At 71.6% G+C, this 16875-nt stretch carries 14 protein-coding genes and 1 pseudogene; 7 read left to right on the top strand and 8 right to left on the bottom strand.

Annotation, left to right across the window (positions count from 1 at the left end; translation table 11 throughout):
* The first annotated feature begins 56 nt into the window (after positions 1 to 56).
* Together ABZ471_RS21570 and ABZ471_RS21575 are read left to right on the top strand one after the other, a co-directional pair.
* Entirely contained in the window at positions 57 to 2144 is a 2088-nt protein-coding gene (locus ABZ471_RS21570; RefSeq protein WP_359068388.1) for a SpoIIE family protein phosphatase, read from the top strand.
* Between the two features lie 31 nt (positions 2145 to 2175).
* Entirely contained in the window at positions 2176 to 3039 is an 864-nt protein-coding gene (locus ABZ471_RS21575) for a DNA-formamidopyrimidine glycosylase family protein (RefSeq protein WP_359068389.1), read from the top strand.
* 15 nt (positions 3040 to 3054) lie between these two features.
* Here the strand turns inward: ABZ471_RS21575 and ABZ471_RS21580 are convergent, their stop codons facing one another.
* The 3 genes from ABZ471_RS21580 to ABZ471_RS21590 form a co-directional block, all read right to left on the bottom strand.
* Positions 3055 to 3708: a zf-HC2 domain-containing protein gene (locus ABZ471_RS21580; protein WP_359068390.1), complete on the bottom strand. Its 654-nt coding sequence runs from the start codon at positions 3706 to 3708 to the stop codon at positions 3055 to 3057.
* Positions 3709 to 3859: 151 nt separating this feature from the next.
* Positions 3860 to 4369, bottom strand: coding sequence for a hypothetical protein (locus ABZ471_RS21585; protein WP_359068391.1), 510 nt, complete (start codon positions 4367 to 4369; stop codon positions 3860 to 3862).
* A 143-nt stretch (positions 4370 to 4512) separates the two neighbouring features.
* Positions 4513 to 5061, bottom strand: a complete 549-nt coding sequence (locus ABZ471_RS21590) for a sigma-70 family RNA polymerase sigma factor (RefSeq protein WP_359068392.1) — start codon at positions 5059 to 5061, stop codon at positions 4513 to 4515.
* A gap of 253 nt (positions 5062 to 5314) precedes the next feature.
* Here ABZ471_RS21590 and ABZ471_RS21595 point away from each other — a divergent pair, with 253 nt between their 5' ends.
* Positions 5315 to 6466 (top strand): CapA family protein, encoded by a 1152-nt coding sequence (locus ABZ471_RS21595; protein WP_359068393.1) that lies wholly within the window; start codon positions 5315 to 5317, stop codon positions 6464 to 6466.
* Here the strand turns inward: ABZ471_RS21595 and ABZ471_RS21600 are convergent, their stop codons facing one another.
* The gene (locus ABZ471_RS21600) at positions 6467 to 7891 is read right to left on the bottom strand and encodes an amino acid permease (RefSeq protein WP_359068394.1); all 1425 of its coding nucleotides are present in this window, start codon (positions 7889 to 7891) and stop codon (positions 6467 to 6469) included. It abuts the gene before it with no gap.
* A gap of 261 nt (positions 7892 to 8152) precedes the next feature.
* On the opposite strand from ABZ471_RS21600, the pseudogene ABZ471_RS21605 reads away from it, so the two are divergent.
* Positions 8153 to 8395 (top strand): annotated as a pseudogene (locus ABZ471_RS21605) (hypothetical protein); the annotation flags it as partial.
* On the opposite strand, the gene ABZ471_RS21610 reads toward ABZ471_RS21605, so the two are convergent.
* On the bottom strand, positions 8331 to 8801 hold the full coding sequence (locus tag ABZ471_RS21610; RefSeq protein WP_359068395.1) for a universal stress protein: 471 nt from the start codon (positions 8799 to 8801) through the stop codon (positions 8331 to 8333). The pseudogene ABZ471_RS21605 and the gene ABZ471_RS21610 sit on opposite strands and share 65 nt — an antisense overlap.
* Positions 8802 to 8890: 89 nt before the next feature.
* On the opposite strand from ABZ471_RS21610, the gene lysX reads away from it, so the two are divergent.
* Together lysX and ABZ471_RS21620 are read left to right on the top strand one after the other, a co-directional pair.
* Positions 8891 to 12169: a bifunctional lysylphosphatidylglycerol synthetase/lysine--tRNA ligase LysX gene (gene lysX / locus ABZ471_RS21615; RefSeq protein WP_359068396.1), complete on the top strand. Its 3279-nt coding sequence runs from the start codon at positions 8891 to 8893 to the stop codon at positions 12167 to 12169.
* Positions 12170 to 12338: 169 nt separating this feature from the next.
* The gene (locus ABZ471_RS21620; RefSeq protein ID WP_359068397.1) at positions 12339 to 13172 is read left to right on the top strand and encodes a polysaccharide deacetylase family protein; all 834 of its coding nucleotides are present in this window, start codon (positions 12339 to 12341) and stop codon (positions 13170 to 13172) included.
* A gap of 30 nt (positions 13173 to 13202) precedes the next feature.
* On the opposite strand, the gene ABZ471_RS21625 is transcribed toward ABZ471_RS21620, so the two are convergent.
* The gene (locus ABZ471_RS21625; protein ID WP_359068398.1) at positions 13203 to 13880 is read right to left on the bottom strand and encodes a class F sortase; all 678 of its coding nucleotides are present in this window, start codon (positions 13878 to 13880) and stop codon (positions 13203 to 13205) included.
* A 288-nt stretch (positions 13881 to 14168) separates the two neighbouring features.
* Between ABZ471_RS21625 and ABZ471_RS21630 the strand changes: the two genes are divergently transcribed.
* Positions 14169 to 14948, top strand: coding sequence for a hypothetical protein (locus ABZ471_RS21630; RefSeq protein ID WP_359068399.1), 780 nt, complete (start codon positions 14169 to 14171; stop codon positions 14946 to 14948).
* A gap of 146 nt (positions 14949 to 15094) precedes the next feature.
* On the opposite strand, the gene ABZ471_RS21635 is transcribed toward ABZ471_RS21630, so the two are convergent.
* On the bottom strand, positions 15095 to 15859 hold the full coding sequence (locus ABZ471_RS21635) for a DUF4239 domain-containing protein (protein WP_359068400.1): 765 nt from the start codon (positions 15857 to 15859) through the stop codon (positions 15095 to 15097).
* A gap of 31 nt (positions 15860 to 15890) precedes the next feature.
* Entirely contained in the window at positions 15891 to 16019 is a 129-nt protein-coding gene (locus ABZ471_RS21640; protein WP_359068401.1) for a hypothetical protein, read from the bottom strand.
* Positions 16020 to 16875: the final 856 nt, after the last annotated feature.

Here is a 16875-nt window from a genome sequence, read left to right on the forward strand (position 1 = left end):
CCGGCCCGCCGCTCGCCCCAGTCGAAAAATCGGACAAACACTGACAAGGTGGCTCCATGGCTGATCGGGGAGCGAGTGCCCTGTCACTCCCGGGGGACTGGCCCGCCCACCCGGATCCGATCCTGGCGCTCAACCGTATGGGCAGCTTCGACTGGGACCTGGACACCGGTCTGTTCAGCATGGACGCCCAGGCGCACGAGGTTTTCGACCTGCGCCCGGACGAATACGACGGCCGACCCGAGAGTCTGACCGTACGGGTGCCCCGCGCGGAGGGCCACCGCCTCGACGCCCTCGTGGCCCGGGCCATCAAGGACGGCCGGGAGAACTACGGCGCGTACTTCCGCGTCCGCCGCCGCGACGGCACCCTGCACTGGGCCCACACCCAGGGCTACATACGGCGCGACGAGACGGGGCGCCCGCGCCGGATCATCGGGATCGTCCGGGACGCCACCGAGGAGCTGAGCGAGAGCGAGGCCCGCCGGGACGCGGCCGCCCAGGACGCCGCCCGGCGCGAGCAGACCAACGTCGTCCAGATCGCCACGGCCGCCCTCGCCCACGCCCGCACGGTCCAGGACGTCATCGACGTCGTCACCGACACCCACGGCCTGACCCTCCTCGGCTCCACCAGCCTCGTCCTCGGCCTGCTGGAGGCCGGGCGGATCCGGCTGGTGGCCGAGGGCCCCAAAGGCAGCTTCGTACCCGGCACCCGCATCACCCGGATCGACGAGCCCTACCCGATGAGCGAGGCCGTGCGCACCCTCAGCCCGTGCTTCATCGAGTCCCCGGACGATTTCGCCGAACGCTTCCCCATCCTGTGGCCGCACATCACGGACCTGCACATCACCTCCGCCGCCTATCTGCCGCTGATCGCCCAGGCCCGCCCGATCGGCGCCATGGGCCTGCTCTACAGCGACCGGCGCGGCTTCGCGCCGGAGGAGCGCAACGTGCTCGTCGCCCTCGGCAGCAGCATCGCGCAGAGCCTGCAGCGGGCCATGCTCTACGAGGAGGAGAAGGACCTCGCCCAGGGCCTCCAGCAGGCGATGCTGCCGCGCACCATCCCGAGCGTCCGCGGCGCCGACATCGCCGTCCGCTACCGCGCCGCCACCGCCGGGGGCGCCCTCGGCCGGGACATCGGCGGCGACTGGTACGACGTGATCCCGCTGCCCGGCGGCCGGGTCGGCGCGGTGATCGGCGACGTACAGGGCCACGACACGCACGCGGCGGCCGTGATGGGCCAGCTGCGCATCGTGCTGCGCGCCTACGCCGCCGAGGGACACACCCCGGCCACCGTGATGGCCCGCGCCTCCGTGTTCCTGCACGAACTCGACACCGACCGCTTCGCCACCTGCCTGTACGCGGAGGCCGACCTGTCCACCGGGGTCGTCCAGGTGGTCCGCGCCGGGCACATAGACCCGCTGATCCGGCACGCCGACGGCACCTGCGTCCGGGTCCCGGTCGAGGGCGGGCTGCCGCTCGGTCTCTCCGCCGAGTTCGGCCGGCTGGAGTACCCCGTCACCACCCTGGAACTCGATCCCGGCCACACCCTGCTGCTGTGCACGGACGGGCTGGTCGAACAGCCCGGCACCGACCTCGACGACGGGATGCGGGCCCTCGCCACCCTGATCGCCAAGGGCCCGGACGAGGTGCGCGACCTGGCCGCACAGCTGATCGAGGCGGCCGAGGAGCGCGGCGGTGACGACGACGTGGCGCTGCTCCTGCTGCGTCGCCGCGCCCCGGAGGCCCCGCGGCCCCGCGGCCGGCTCCAGCAGCATGTGGCCCCCGGCGACCCCGAGGCCCTCACCCATGCCCGGCACATGATCCGTGCCGCGGTCCGCTCCTGGGGTGCACGCGACCGGGTGGACGAGATCGAGCTGGTCGCGGACGAACTCATCACCAACGCCCTGATGCACACCGAGGGCGCCGCGATCGTCACCCTGCGGGTCCTCGAAGGCGGCTGCCGCAGGCTGCGGGTCGAGGTCGAGGACTCCTCCAGCGCCCTGCCGCGCCGCCGCGATGCCGGGGAGGACTGCGTCTCCGGGCGCGGACTGCTCCTCGTCGACAGGCTCGCCGACGTGTGGGGGGTGGAGGCGCGCGGCGGCGGCAAGGCCGTGTGGTGCGAGTTCCGGGCGTCCCCGCGCACCTGACCACAGGGGCCCCGGATGGCACTCTGGACGTATGCCGGAACTCCCCGAGGTGGAAGCCCTCAAGGACTTCCTCACCGAGAACCTGATCGGCCATGAGGTCGTACGGGTACTCCCCGTCGCGATCAGCGTCCTGAAGACGTACGACCCTCCGGTCGGTGCGTTCGAGGGCAGCGAGGTCACCGCCGTGCGCCGGCACGGGAAGTTCCTCGACATCGAGGGGGACAACGGCCTGCACGTCGTCACCCACCTGGCCCGCGCGGGCTGGCTGCAGTGGAAGGACCGGCTTCCGGACGGCCCGGCACGTCCCGGAAAGGGCCCGCTCGCCCTGCGCGTGGCCCTGGAGACCGGCGCGGGCTTCGACCTCACGGAGGCCGGCACGCAGAAGAAGCTCGCCGTGTACATCGTCCACGACCCCCAGGACGTGCCCGGCGTGGCCCGCCTGGGCCCCGACCCGCTCGCCGCGGACTTCGACGAGAACCGTTTCGCCGCCCTGCTGAAGGACGAGCGGCGCCGGATCAAGGGCGCCCTGCGCGACCAGAGCCTGATCGCCGGCGTCGGCAACGCCTACAGCGACGAGATCCTGCACGCCGCGAAGATGTCCCCGTTCAAACTCGCCGCGTCCCTGACCGCCGAGGAGACCGAGCGGCTCTACGCGGCGCTGCGCACCACCCTCACCGAGGCGGTCGAACGCTCCCGGGGCCTTGCCGCCGGACGCCTGAAGGCGGAGAAGAAGAGCGGCCTGCGTGTCCACGGCCGCACCGGCGAACCCTGCCCGGTCTGCGGCGACACCATCCGCGAGGTCTCCTTCAGCGACTCCTCGCTCCAGTACTGCCCCACCTGCCAGACCGGCGGCAAGCCGCTGGCCGATCGCCGGATGTCGCGGCTGCTGAAGTAGCCGGGCCGCGAGAATTCAGCCGGCGTCGAGCGTCACCAGCCGCTGTCCGTCCGCGGTACGCACCTCGTAGCGGGCGATCTGGTCCGGGTGCATCGTGGAGCCCGCCATGGTCGTGGTCGTCGCGGTGTCATGGCCGTCCGCGGTCCAGCCGGAGACGATCTGCTCCGAGCCGTCCTGGCCGACGACGACGAGCCGGCAGGAGTGGGATCCGGTGCCGTCCTTCACCTCCAGGCGCATCACGCTGCCGTTCTCCCCGTCCTCGGTGGTGACCTGCGCCCACACCCCTGTGCCCGGGTCGGTCGCTGCGGTGACGTGGGCGGACGGCCCGTCGTGCCCGGCGTAGACCATGATCCCCGGTCCGGCCACGGCCAGTACCACGGAGGCGGCCAGGCCGTACAGGAAGCGGCGGCGCCGGGCCCGGTGCCGGTGGGCGAGTTCGCCCAGGAGCCGGTCCAGCAATCGGGGACCGGGCTGGGCCATGGGGTGCACGAAGCGCGGCGTGGCCCGCCGGTACAGCATCAACTGCCGTGCCGTGGGGCCGAATTCGGTCACCTTTGCCGCGCACTGAGGGCACTCCATGAGGTGGTCCTCGAAGCGGAAGGCCTCCGCCTCGTCCAGCACGCCGAGCGCGTACGCGCCGACGTCGCGATGCCTTTCCAGGGACCTCATGCCGAATCCTCGTGCCTATGGGTGTGGGTGGGGTTACTCCTTGCTCCCATCCGTACGCAGCGGACAACCGAATCACTCAAGGCCCACACCGAATCGTGACCAAGAGATTCGGAGCCGCCCGGCCCGCGGATTGGTCGGATTTCCGGTCGGCTCAAAAAAGGTGGATGGCCAGATGCCCGAGGGGCAGTCCGAGCCGCCAGGCCGGGGTCCACACCTTCGGCCCGTCGTCCTCGCCGAACACCGCACCGCCGCCCGGCACCGCGTCCAGGTCGGGCGCGAGCAGCTCGGTCTCGTCCAGCCAGCGCCAGGCCTCGGCCGCCAGGGCCAGGTCGGGCGAGGGCGTGCCGGACTCGGCCTCCTCGCGGGCCAGCTCGGCCATCCGTTCGCCCACCCACTCCTGCCACGGTTGGTCGTACGCCGTGAGCGACAGCCAGGTCTCCAGCTGCGAGACCACCCGGATGCCGGAGAGCTCGCCCTCGGTGTCGGAGAGGAAGACGGTCAGCGCCAGCGCATCCCGGCCGGCCCGGAACTCGAAGGACGTCGGCGGCATCAGATCGCCGGTGCGCAGCAGCTCGTCGGCGATGTACTCGGCGTACAACCAGGCCATGGGGACGGCGAGTTCACCGCTGCCGTCCGTACTCTCGTGACCTCTGTGCAACATCCCTTCCTGCCTTCCTCCGGTGCGTGCGCGTCGCCCGAACTCCCCGGACCGGGCCCCCGTCCGGAACACGGATGAGGACAGCTGATGGCCCGAACGAGGGTCACGGCAAGGCGCTTTACCGAGGTTTGACCCGGCCCCCGGTTTCACCGCAGGTCGGTTGCGTAACCCGGAAGGACCCGGCGCAGGGCGCGCAGCGCGTAGTACGCGCGGGACTTCACGGTACCGGGTGGAATTCCAAGGGTTTGCGCGGCCTCCGCCACACTCGCCCCTCGGAAGTACACGAGTACCAGGACGTCACGGTGTTCCGGCGTGAGTGTCTTCACAGCCTCCCGGACATCGAGCATCGCAGCGGCCCGCTCGGCGTGGTCGGCGGTCACCCGCGCGCTCTCGGGCACCTCGTCGCCGACCTCGGGCGGCCGCGCCTGCCGGGCGCGCCGTGCGTCGATCGCGAGCCGCCGGGCGACGGTCAGCAGCCAGGGCCGTACGGATTCGAAGGTGTCGGCGTGCAGGGCCTCGGGGTGCTGCCAGGCGCGCACCAGGGTCTCCTGCACCAGGTCCTCGGCGCGCTGCCGGTCTCCGTCGCTCAACCGCAGCAGCAGTGCGAAGAGGGAGCCGCCGTGCTCGCGCTGGAGTTCCGCCAGCTCGTGCTCGGCGGTCGTCGTCCCTGGGGGAAATGAGGTTCCGGCCGTCATGGGCCGTATGCCAGCGCAGGGCGCCGCCGGAGGACAGGGGGTGCGCACGGCTCTGCGACGGACGGTCGATCGTGTCGGCGAACGGTCGCGCGAGCGGCCCGCGACCGCGCCGGGCGGTACCGGATGGGTTAATTCGGGCACCCGAATAGTTTGCACGAAGTGCCGGATTCATACCCATATGCCCATAAAGCTTTGTCTGTAAATAGGACGTCCACACATAGCACGTCTGTAGATACGACCCCGGGATGAGCTGATGATCGCACGCAGGCATCAGGTGGCCCTGGCCCTGACCGCCCTCCTCGCTGCCGCGGCCACCTGTCAGAACCAGGAGCGGCAGGAGTCCGCCGCCCCGGGCCGCCCGGGGCCGGCCGTCGCCCGCGACTTCACCCTCGTCGCCTCCGGCGACGTGCTGCCGCACACCTCCGTCATCGAGCGGGCGGGCTTCGACGCCGGCGGCTCCGGCTACGACTTCCGCCCGATGCTCTCCGGCGTACAGCCCATCGTCAGCCGCGCCGATCTGGCGCTGTGTCACATGGAGACCGTCTACGGCGCCGACGGCGACTACACCGGCTCCCCGGTCTTCAAGTCCCCGCCGCAGATCGCCGAGGGCCTCGCCGCGACCGGCTACGACGGCTGCTCCACCGCCTCCGACCACGCCCTGGACGACGGCGCAGCCGGCATCCGGCGCACCCTGGACGCCATGGACCGGACCGGCCTGCGGCACGCCGGAACCGCCCGCACCGAGGCGGAGGCCCGCTCGGTCACGTTGTTCCAGGCGGGCCTGGCCAAGGTCGCGCACCTGTCGTACACGTACGGCACCAACGGCGCCCCGCTCCCGCCCGGACAGCCGTGGGCGGTCCAGCCGGTCGACGCGAACCGGATGATCTCCGACGCCCGCGCCGCCCGGCTGGCGGGCGCCGACGTGGTCGTCGTCTCCGTGCACTGGGGCACCGACTGGCAGGACGCCCCCGACGGGCTGCAGCTCGCCCTCGCCGAGCGCCTGACCGCCTCGCAGACCAACGGCCGACCCGACATCGACCTGATCCTCGGCACCCACGCCCATGTCCCGCAGGCGTACGAGAAGGTCAACGGCACCTGGGTGGTCTACGGCCTGGGCGACCAGATCGCCGGCGAGACGTACAACGACAGGGGCGTGCAGGACTCGCGCGGCAACGAGTCCACGATCGGCCGCTTCACCTTCGCGCCGCCCGCCCGTCCCGGCGACCGCTGGCGGGTCACCAAGGCCGAGTACATCCCTCAGATGTACGACATCGACGCCGGCCGGGTCCTCGACCTCAACCGGGCGATCGCCGACGGCGCAGAGCTGGAGGGGGTGCGCGACCGCATCAGGGACGTCGTCCTCAGCCGCGGGGCAGCCGCCGACGGGCTGGTCATGGTCGAGTGATCAGGCCGCGGGAGGCTGCTCGGCCAGTACGGAACGGCGGTAGGAGTAGCCGAAGTAGATCACGCAGCCGATCGCGAACCACACGGCGAACCGCACCCAGGTCTGCCACTGCAGGAACGTGATCAGCCAGATCGAGAAGACCACGCCCAGCGCGGGCACGAACGGCATCCACGGGGTGCGGAAGGAGCGCGGCAGCTCCGGCTGCCGGTAGCGCAGCACGATCACCGCCGCACACACCACGACGAACGCCAGCAGGATGCCGATGTTGGTCAGCTCGGCCGCCTCGCCGATCGGCAGGAACCCGGCGATGAGGGCCGAGGCCGCCCCGACGATCCAGGTCACACGGGTCGGCACGTGCCGGGTCGGGTGCGTCTTGGCGAACCACCTGGGCAGCAGCCCGTCACGGGACATCGAGAACCACACCCGGGTCACGCCCAGCATGAACGTGAACATCACCGTGAGGATGCCGATGATCGCGCCCACCGCGATCACGTCCGCGAGCCCGGTCAGACCCACCGACTTGAACGCAGAGGAGAAGCCGCTCTCCGGGTCGATGTCCTTGTAGTTCTGCATGCCCGTCAGGACCAGGCAGGCCGCCACGTACAGCACCATCGAGATCGCCAGCGAGTAGATGATCGCCTTCGGCATGTGGCGCTGGGCGTCCTTCGACTCCTCGGCCGCGGTCGACATCGCGTCGTAGCCGAACACGGCGAAGAACACGGTCGCCGCGCCGGTGAACGCCCCGCCTACGCCGAACGGGAAGAACGGGTGGTAGTTCGCCGTGTTGATGTGGAACACGCCCACCCCGATCACCAGCAGCACCACCAGCACCTTCAGTGCGACCACTACCGTCTCGAACCGGGCCGCGCTGCGGATGCCCTGGTTGAGCAGCCAGGCGATCAGCACGCACAGCACGGCCGCGAACAGGTCGACCCGGTGACCGTGCCCGGAGCCGGGCGCGCCCAGCATCCACTGCGGCAGGTTCGCACCCATCTCCTCGACCAGGAAGCCGAAGTAGCCGGAGATCCCGATCGCCACCACGGCCACGATCGCCGTGTACTCCAGCAGCAGGTCCCAGCCGATGAACCAGCCCGCGAACTCGCCGAGCACCGCGTAGCCGTACGTGTACGCCGACCCCGCCTTCGGGATCAGCCCCGCGAACTCGGCGTACGACAGCGCGGCGCAGGCGCTCGCGACACCGGCGACGAGGAACGACACCAGCACCGCCGGCCCGGCCGTTTCGTGGGCTACCGTGCCGGCCAGCGTGAAGATGCCCGCGCCGATGATGCCACCGACGCCGATCGCGGTGAGCTGCCACAGCCCGAGCGACTTGTCCAGCCGGGGGCCCTCGCCGTGTTCGGTCTCCTCGATGTGCTCGATGGGTTTGCGGCGGAGAATTCCTTCACCCATACGGAGCCTGGCCATGCGCCTCACCTCTTCGCCGGTGGCAAACGGCTGACGGCGGATCATGATGGCTCAGGGGAGCCCCGGACGGAAGACGCCACGCACGGGTGAGACGGGCTCGCTCCGGTCCGGCGTCCAGGCCTGGCACCGGGGCAGATGGGCGGTCGGTCGGTGAGGTGGGTACGGAGGGCGGCGGGGCCCGGTGGGCGTCGGCGGTGGCCCGGACGAGCGAGTCCGGGCAGACCGGTGTCGGCCCGGCGAGCGGGAAGCGCCGCAGGCCGGCTGACGGCGGGCGTGCTGTGGGCCTGCCGGCCGGTGGGGCCGGCCCTGATCCGCCCCGGCGTGCCCGGACTGCTGCTGGTGACGGCGGTCGAACCGGGCGCCGCCCCGACGGGCCCGCGGACGGCGATCGTGGTCGCCGGAGTCCTGCTCCTGGCGACCCCGCTGCTGCTGTGGCGCCCTACGGAACGACCGTCACCGGCCACCGCCCCGCCTTCACCAGCCGGACCGCCACCGAGCCGATGATGCGGTGCCCGGCCTGCTCCGAGGCGCCCACCACCACTGCGTCCGCCTTGAGGTCGTCGGCCGCCTTCACCAGGCCGTTGTAGGCGTCACCGCGGAAGGTGTGGAACTCCCAGCGCACCTCGAATATCCCCTTGAGCCGCTCGGCGGCCTCCCGGATCTGCGCGATCAGGTCCTCGGCGATCTCGTCGGTCGTCTCCGCCACCGGCGCCCCGAGCGCGGCCCCGGCCGCGAGCACCGGCTGCACGTACACCACGGCCAGCAGTGCGTGCTGCCGCCGGGCCAGACCGCCCGCATAGGCGGCCGCGCGCAGCGAGGAGTCCGAGCCGTCCACCCCGACCACGATGACCTTCGGCCCGTCCGTGCCCCGCTCGAACTGGTGCGCGTGCTGTTCGTGCTGCTCCGTCACATCCCGAGGCTATCGGAACCGGAGCTTCCGGCCGAGGCCCGGCCCCGCTCGACGGGCGAGCCGCGCGCGCCCTTCCTACAGTCGGAACCATGACTGCCACCGCCGAGCCGGCCGCCCGGAGGGGTGCCACGGGCCCGATACGCCCGCCCTCCGGCGGACGGCTCGGCTGGGTGCCCGAGGCGTTCGCGACCTTCTTCGCCGCGCTCGGCCTGCTGTGCGTCCTGCTCGCGTTCAGCGCCCCGCTGCGCCGTCTCCTGCGCCCGGTGGTCCGCGCCCTCGACCTGCTCCTCGTCCCCATCAGCGCCAACCTCGCCTACGCCGTGTTCCTGTTCCTGCTGGCCGGCGCCATCGCCGCCCGCAAGAAGGTCGCCTGGTGGCTGGTCGTCGTCTATCTGGGCCTGCTGGTCCTCACCGATGTCCTGGGCCTGCTCCTCGGCCAGTACGCGCAGTCGCTGCCCTCCCTCGTGCTGTGCGGCCTCCTGCTGCTCCTGCTGGTGGTGGCCCGCAAGGAGTTCTACGCCGCCTCCCGCCGCGCTGCCGTCTGGCGTGCGCTGGCGGTGCTGGTGGCCGGCCTCGCCGTGGCGGTCCTGGCCGGCTGGGGCCTGGTCGCGCTGTTCCCGGGCACCCTCCCGCAGAGCCAGCACCTGGCCTGGGCGGCCGACCGGGTGTGCGGCGGGCTGGTGGCCAACAGCTCCTTCGACGGCCGCCCCCCGCGCCGGGTCACCTTCCTGCTCGGCCTGTTCGGCGCGCTCGCCCTGCTGAACGCGGCCGCCACGCTGTTCCGCTCGCAGCGCCTGGAGGCGGCCCTGCACGACGACGAGGAGCCCCGCATCCGCGCCCTGCTGGCGGCCTACGGCGAACGGGACTCGCTCGGCTACTTCGCCACCCGCCGTGACAAGGCCGTCGTGTTCTCCTCCAGCGGCAAGGCCGCCGTCACCTACCGCGTCGAGGCCGGCGTGTGCCTGGCCAGCGGCGACCCCGTCGGCGACCCCGAGGCCTGGCCGCACGCCATCGCCGTCTGGCTGGACGTGGCCCGCCGGCACGCCTGGGCGCCCGCCGTCATGGGCGCCTCCGAGGACGGCGCCCGCGCCTACGCCCGCGCCGGACTCGGCGCCCTCCAGCTCGGCGACGAGGCGATCCTGCACCTGCCCGGATTCGACCTGGACGGCCGCGACATGCGTGTCACCCGGCAGGCCGTGCACCGTGTCCGCCGCACCGGCGCCACCTGCCGCATCCGCCGCCACGCCACTCTCACCGACCGGGAGATGGAGGAGGTCGTCGACAAGGCCGACGCCTGGCGGGACACCGAGACCGAACGCGGCTTCTCCATGGCCCTGGACCGGCTGGGCGATCCGGCGGACGGGGACTGTCTGCTCGTGGAGGCCCTCGGCGACGACGGCCGGCTTCTCGCGCTGCTCTCCTTCGTGCCCTGGGGCCGCGACGGCGTCTCCCTGGACCTGATGCGCCGTGACCGCACGGCCCCCAACGGAGTCATGGAGTTCATGGTCGCCGACCTGTGCGCGGCCGCCCCCAAACTGGGGGTGCGCAGGATCTCCCTGAACTTCGCGGTCTTCCGGTCCGTCTTCGAGGAGGGCGCCCGGATCGGCGCCGGACCCGTCCTCAGACTCTGGCGCCGGCTGCTGCTGTTCTTCTCCCGCTGGTGGCAGCTGGAGGCCCTGTACCGGTCCAACGCCAAATACCGCCCGGAGTGGTACCCGCGCTTCATCTGCTACGGCGAGACCGCCTCGCTCGCCCGGATCGGCCTCGCCTCCGGCATCGCCGAGGGATTCGTCTCCGTACCGTCCCTGCGCAAACTCTGGGGAAAGGGGCACCCGAAGACGGGACAGCGGCCCGCCACCACCGAGGGCCTGCCCTCCCTGGCGGCGCTCGGCCTCGACGGAGGGGACGAGGCCGGGCCCGCGGCCCCGGAGGCGGGCCTGCCCGACCAGGTCCGCGTCCGGCACCGCACGCTCGACCGCCTGCGCGCCACCGGCACCGACCCGTACCCGGTCGGCGTGCCCGCCCCCACATACGCCCTCGCCGACGTCCCGCAGGGCCGGGACGTCACCGTGGCCGGGCGCATCATGCTGGTCCGCGACTTCGGCGGCATCGTCTTCGTCGTCCTGCGCGACTGGACGGGTGACCACCAGCTGGCCCTCACCCGCGACGGTTCCGGCCCCGCCCTCGACCGCTTCCGGGCCGGCACCGACATCGGCGACCACATCACCGCCACCGGCCGCGCGGGACGCAGCGACAAGGGGGAGCCCACCGTCTTCGTCACGTCCTGGCAGCTGACCGGCAAGTGCCTGCGCCCGCTGCCCGACAAGCGCCGCGGCCTGGCCGACCCGGAGGCCAGGGTCCGCCGCCGCTACCTCGACCTGGTCACCAGCCCCGCCGCCCGACAGGTGGTCCGGGCCCGCTCCAGCGCCGTACAGGCCCTGCGCCAGGGCCTGCTGGACCGCGGTTTCCTGGAGGTTGAGACCCCGATGCTCCAGCAGATCCACGGCGGTGCCAACGCCCGCCCCTTCACCACCCACATCAACGCCTACGACCTCGACATGTATCTGCGCATCGCCCCCGAGCTTTACCTGAAACGGCTGTGCGTCGGCGGCCTGGAGAAGGTCTTCGAGCTGGGCCGCACCTTCCGCAACGAAGGCGTCTCCTACAAGCACAACCCCGAGTTCACGATGCTGGAGGCCTACCAGGCGTACGCCGACTACGACGTGATGCTCGACCTGACCCGCGAGCTGATCCAGGGCGCCGCGACCGCCGCCTTCGGCTCCCCGGTCGCCCGCAAGGACGGCCAGGAGTACGACATCTCGGGACAGTGGCCGGTGAAGACCGTCTACGGGGCACTCTCCGAGGCACTGGACGAGGAGATCGGTCCCGGCACCGAGCTGCTCCGGCTGCACCGGCTGTGCGACCGGACCGGGGTGCCGTACACCGCCGACGACGGCCCCGGCGACGTGGTCCTGGAGATGTACGAGCGAATTATCGAGGAGCGCACCCAGCTGCCCACCTTCTACAAGGACTTCCCGACCGACGTCTCCCCGCTCACCCGGCAGCACCGCACCGACCCGAGGCTCGCCGAACGCTGGGACCTCGTCGCCTTCGGCACCGAACTGGGCACCGCCTACTCCGAGCTGACCGACCCCGTCGAACAGCGCCGCCGGCTCACCGCACAGTCCCTGCTGGCCGCCGGCGGCGACCCCGAGGCCATGGAACTCGACGAGGACTTCCTCGACGCCCTCGAATACGCGATGCCGCCGACCGGCGGGCTCGGCGTCGGCGTCGACCGTCTCGTCATGTTCCTGACGGGCCTGACGATCCGGGAGACCCTGCCGTTCCCACTGGTGCGCCGCCGCTAGGGCCTGTCCGGCGAAGCAGGCCGGAATCGCTGATGAGGCGTTGTTGCGGGCCATCGACACCGGTCAGCGGCGTACCCGTGTGCCCGGTGCTGAGCCGACCGGGTGCATTCGCGCCGCCGCACCGGTGCCGGTGTGGTGCGCCGCAGGCCGGGCGGGCGACTGATGAGTCATGCAGAAGGATCAGTTGTTCACGCGGCGCCGGATGTTGCTCGCCTCGGTCGGCGCCCTGGCGGCCGCAGGCACCGCGGGCATCGTCATGGCGGGCGACGAGGACCCGGCCCGCACCACCGCACCCCTCGCCGGCCCCCAGGCACGCCAGGCGCTCAAGCCGTCCGCCTTCCGGCTCCAGCCGCTCACCGGGTACGGTTCGCCGCGCGCCGCACCGCGCAGGCTGAAGGTGCGTCACGAACCCGTCCTGCGGATCTCCGCACGCGGCCGGCAGATGATGCTGACGTTCGACGACGGCCCCCACCCGGTCTACACCCCGCACATTCTGGACACCCTCGCCCAGTACGGCGTGCGGGCGATGTTCTTCGTGTGCGGCGAGTGCGTCGTCGAGAACAGGGAGCTGCTCGCCCGGATGGCCGAAGAGGGGCACGTGGTCGGCAACCACACCTGGACGCACCCGCTGCTTACCACCCTCGACCGCCGGGAGATCCGCTCCGAGATGGAGCGGACCAGCGACGCCATCGAGGACACCTACGGGGAGCGCCCCCAGTGGTTCCGCGCGCCCTACGGCGCCTGGAACCGCGCGGCCTTCCAGCTCGGCGCCGAGATGGGCATGGAGCCGATGGCCTGGACCCTCGACACCACCGACTGGGACACGCCCGGCACGCGCACCATCGTCGACCGGGTGAGGAGCGGCGCCGCCCCCGGCGTCGTGGTGCTCTCGCACGACGCCGGGGGCGACCGTTCGCAGAGCGTCCGCGCGATCCGCGAGTACCTGCCCCGTCTCCTCGACTCCGGCTACCACCTCACCGTGCCGCCCCGCCGTCTCGGCTGACGGGGTTCCCGCCCGCCCGGTGACGGCAGCTCAGCTGACCGCGACCAGGCGGGCGAAGACGACGACGTTCCCGTCGTAGCCGTTCTGCTTCGAGAAACCGCCGCCGCAGGTGATCACCCGGAGTTCCGGTGTGCCCTTCGCGCCGTACACCCGGTCGCTCGGGAAGCTGCTCTTGGCGAACACCTCGACGCCGTAGATCTCGAACACCGCGGTCTTTCCGTCCTTGCGCAGGACGTCGACGCGGCTGCCCTTCTGCAGGGACCCGAGGCCGTAGAACACGGCGGGACCCTTCTTGTTGTCGACATGGCCGACGATGACCGCGGTGCCCTTCTCGCCGGGGGAGACCGCACCGGTGAACCAGCCCGCCAGATTGGGGTTGTCCGGCGGCGGAGCGCCGACCCAGCCACGCTCGTCCATGCCGACGGGCATGACGGGCGCGTCGACCTGGATCGCGGGGATCCGGACCCGGTCGGCCGCGGAGAACGGCAGCGCAGTGGGGGTGTCCGTGAACGTGCTCGGGGCGGCGCCGGTGTCCGCGGCAGCCGCCGACGCGGGCTGCGGCGGCCCGACGTCGAACTCTCCCGACCCGTTGCGGATGAGCGCCAGGCCGGTCAGCAGAACAAGCGCTATCACGCCCCAAGGGGCGCGCTTCCTCCGCCGCTCCTCCTCTTCGGCCAGCTCGGCTGACCCGGACGTAGACAATCGCATGGGAAAAAGCTAATTCCCGAGAAAGCGGCGAGCGACGGGGCGACGGGCGAACGGGTGGTCCGTCACCCCGTCGGTGAGCCATCCGAGTTGCAGCCGAAAGGATTTTTCTGACGGTCCGTGACCTGCAGCAATATCCGATTGTGTGGTTTTCCGGCGGCGTGTCCGCTCACCAGGACGGACCATTCTCGACATGCGGGCGTGTTCCGGGCGCCCGAGGGTTCTGTCGGGAGGTGCTTTCTCGCCGATAGACCGGGTACGGGACCCGGGGTGCCTCCCGCGGAGGTTCACATGCGAAACCAACGTGCCCTGGCGGCCGCGTGCGCAGCGGTCGCCGCCGTGCTGGGGCCGACCGCCCCCGTGGCCGTCGCGGACGGCATGGGCAACGGAGGCGGCTCGGACACCGTCGTCACCATCCCCGGCACCGGCAACATCGGGAACGGGTTCGGTCTCGGGAACGGGTTCGGTCTCGGGAACGGGTTCGGGAACGGCAACTTCTGCCCGGGAAACAACTTCGGCCCGGGAAACAACAACGGCCAGGGAAACAACTTCGGCAACAACAACGGCAACAACAACGGCAACAACAACGGCCGGTGCGACAACTTCGGTCGGGGCAACAACAACGGCCGGGGCAACGAACACGGCCGGGGTGATGACTTCGGAGCCCGCGGCGACGGGAGCCCGCGCAACATCGTCGCCTCGCCCAGCGTGGTCCCCGCCGGCGGCCGCCTCGCCATCACCGTGTTCGGCTGCCGCAACGCCATCGCGTCCTCACCCGCCTTCCGCACCATCCAGCTGTTTCCGGTCGGCAACGACACCGCGCGAGGCGTCGCCACGGTCAGCCGCGGCACCAGTCCCGGCCGCTACGACGTCACGGTCGACTGCAACGGGCCCACCCTGACCCGCCCGGGCGTCTTCACCGTGCTCGGCGGCGTCCAGGGCGGTCTCGGCGGCAGCATCACCAGCGGCGCCACGCCGACCGACACGGCCATCGGCGGAGGGCTGGTGGGCTCGGCGCTCATCGGGGGCGGTGCGGTCTGGCTGCGCCGCCGGAACGAGAACCGGATCTGACCAGGGCCCCGGATCCCTCTCGCCGGACCGCATCGCACGTGGACAGACAGGCCTTCGCCCCGATTCCCCTCCGGGAACCGGGGCGAAGGCCTGCGGGCTGCGTGCGGCCGGAGAAGGCCTGCGGGCTGCGTGCGGCCGGACAGGCCCTAGCCCTTGATGTTCGGGAACAGGTTGAGGAACGGTGCGGCGGTCGCCGTGATGCCCCGGCTGTAGGGGGCGTCGAAGTCCCAGATCAGGAAGAGCATGAAGGCGATGGTCGCGGAGAACAGGCCCGCCAGGACCAACTCGCGCCGGGTGCGCCGGATCTGCAGTGCGAACACCATGCCGATGGTGACGACCGCCCCGGAGAGCAGCCCCCACCAGACCACGGGCGGCATCGTCGCCCCGGCCGAGTCGGCGCGCGCGTTGCGTGCCTGGTCGGCGGCGGCGATCTGGTCCAGCAGCGGCTGGTAGGCCTGCGCCTCGAAGTCGTTCTTCGGCTGGTAGTCCGTCACGTCGTGGCGGAGCTGCGCCAGTTGTTCGGCACCGCGGTCGGTGACCTGCTCATGCTCCTTCATCGCCTTCCACTCGGTGGTCACGACGTGTCCGACATAGGCGTTGACGTCGTCCCGAATGCGGTCACGGACGTCCGGCGGATAGACCCGCACCCGCTCGGAGATCTCGTGCAGCGCCTGGGCCTCGGCCTGCACATGGTCCTGGGCGGAGCTGCGCGCCTCCCACACGCCCGCGATGGCCAGGCCCAGGACGATGGCGTACACGACGCCGATCCACATCGTCATGTACTCGATGACGTCCGGGGTCTCGCTGGGATCCTCGTCGTCGGGTGCCCGCTTGTGCCGTACGAGGGTGATGACCACCACCACGGCACAGGCCGCCAGCATCGCGAGGACGAGAACAAGCCAATCCGACAACAGGTGCCTCCAGAAGTGAGGGGCCGGCGCGTCAGCGCGGGCGGAGCGCCGCGATGGCGACGATCGCGGGAATGGTGATGAGCAGGACGTAGACGACCGGTGGGGTGTGGTCGGGCGCGGGGTGGTTGGTGGCCCGGGGGTGGTACGCCGGGTAGCTCACGGGGGCCACGGAGTGCCGCGGGAGGGACCTGGGCGACGGGGCGGGCTTGGGCCTCGGCGCGGGGGCGGGCGGGGGAGCCGGGGCCGGCGGAGGCGCGGGCGTCGCCGGGGCGGGCTGCACGGGCGGCTGCGGTGCCGGTCTCGGCGGAGCCTTCGGTGTGTGCGTCGGCCGCGGTCTGGGTGTCGGCTTGGGCGTCGGCTTCGGAGTGGGGGTGGGGGTCGGCGTGGGTGTGGGCGTCGGGGTGGGTGTGGGCGGGCACGGTGGCGGTGTGGGCTTCGGGCACGGCGGGGGAGTCGGCCAGCGGTCGCTGCCTCCCGCCACGGCCACCGCCACCGTGCCGTCCGGGCCCGTCGAGGCGGACGCGCAGGCGTCGGCCGACGCACTCCCGACCGGGCAGCCCACCAGGGCCCAGGTCAGTGTCAACAGGGCCAGCACCCGTGTGGCGGGCGCACATCGGGTCACTTCGGGTCCATGCACGACGGAGATCATGAGGCCCGGAGCGCGGTCCCACTCCGGAGTGCGCCGGGATTGATCCGAAGGGGTGACAAAACGCGATCAATGGTTTGACGCGCCGAAGTATCCCAACTAGCCGATATGTGTGCCCGTATGACTCCCCGGACCCGGGACGTGTCACAGGTTCCCGAAAGAAATTCTCGCCCCGGTTGAACGCTCCGGCCCCTTCACTGCGTACCCATGGCCGTGCGGCGGCGCAGCAGGGCGCTGCAATATCCAGGCGAATTTGGGGAGTTGAGGATGAAGACCTCCTGGCGGACCGCCTCGCTGGTGGCCACGGCAGCTTCGGTGCTGGCGCTGACGACGGCGTGCGGTCAGGACAACAGCACCACCCCGGCATCGG

The organism is Streptomyces sp. NPDC005728 (genome assembly GCF_040630895.1).
GTDB lineage: Bacteria > Actinomycetota > Actinomycetes > Streptomycetales > Streptomycetaceae > Streptomyces.

Coding starts and splice junctions, on each gene's coding strand:
- ABZ471_RS21575 (WP_359068389.1), top strand. CDS start 2,176: ATGCCGGAACTCCCCGAGGTGGAAGCCCTCAAGGACTTCCTCACCGAG.
- ABZ471_RS21590 (WP_359068392.1), bottom strand. CDS start 5,061: ATGACGGCCGGAACCTCATTTCCCCCAGGGACGACGACCGCCGAGCAC.
- ABZ471_RS21580 (WP_359068390.1), bottom strand. CDS start 3,708: ATGAGGTCCCTGGAAAGGCATCGCGACGTCGGCGCGTACGCGCTCGGC.
- ABZ471_RS21625 (WP_359068398.1), bottom strand. CDS start 13,880: ATGCGATTGTCTACGTCCGGGTCAGCCGAGCTGGCCGAAGAGGAGGAG.
- ABZ471_RS21620 (WP_359068397.1), top strand. CDS start 12,339: ATGCAGAAGGATCAGTTGTTCACGCGGCGCCGGATGTTGCTCGCCTCG.
- ABZ471_RS21570 (WP_359068388.1), top strand. CDS start 57: ATGGCTGATCGGGGAGCGAGTGCCCTGTCACTCCCGGGGGACTGGCCC.
- ABZ471_RS21600 (WP_359068394.1), bottom strand. CDS start 7,891: ATGGCCAGGCTCCGTATGGGTGAAGGAATTCTCCGCCGCAAACCCATC.
- ABZ471_RS21630 (WP_359068399.1), top strand. CDS start 14,169: ATGCGAAACCAACGTGCCCTGGCGGCCGCGTGCGCAGCGGTCGCCGCC.
- ABZ471_RS21585 (WP_359068391.1), bottom strand. CDS start 4,369: ATGTTGCACAGAGGTCACGAGAGTACGGACGGCAGCGGTGAACTCGCC.
- ABZ471_RS21595 (WP_359068393.1), top strand. CDS start 5,315: ATGATCGCACGCAGGCATCAGGTGGCCCTGGCCCTGACCGCCCTCCTC.
- lysX (WP_359068396.1), top strand. CDS start 8,891: ATGACTGCCACCGCCGAGCCGGCCGCCCGGAGGGGTGCCACGGGCCCG.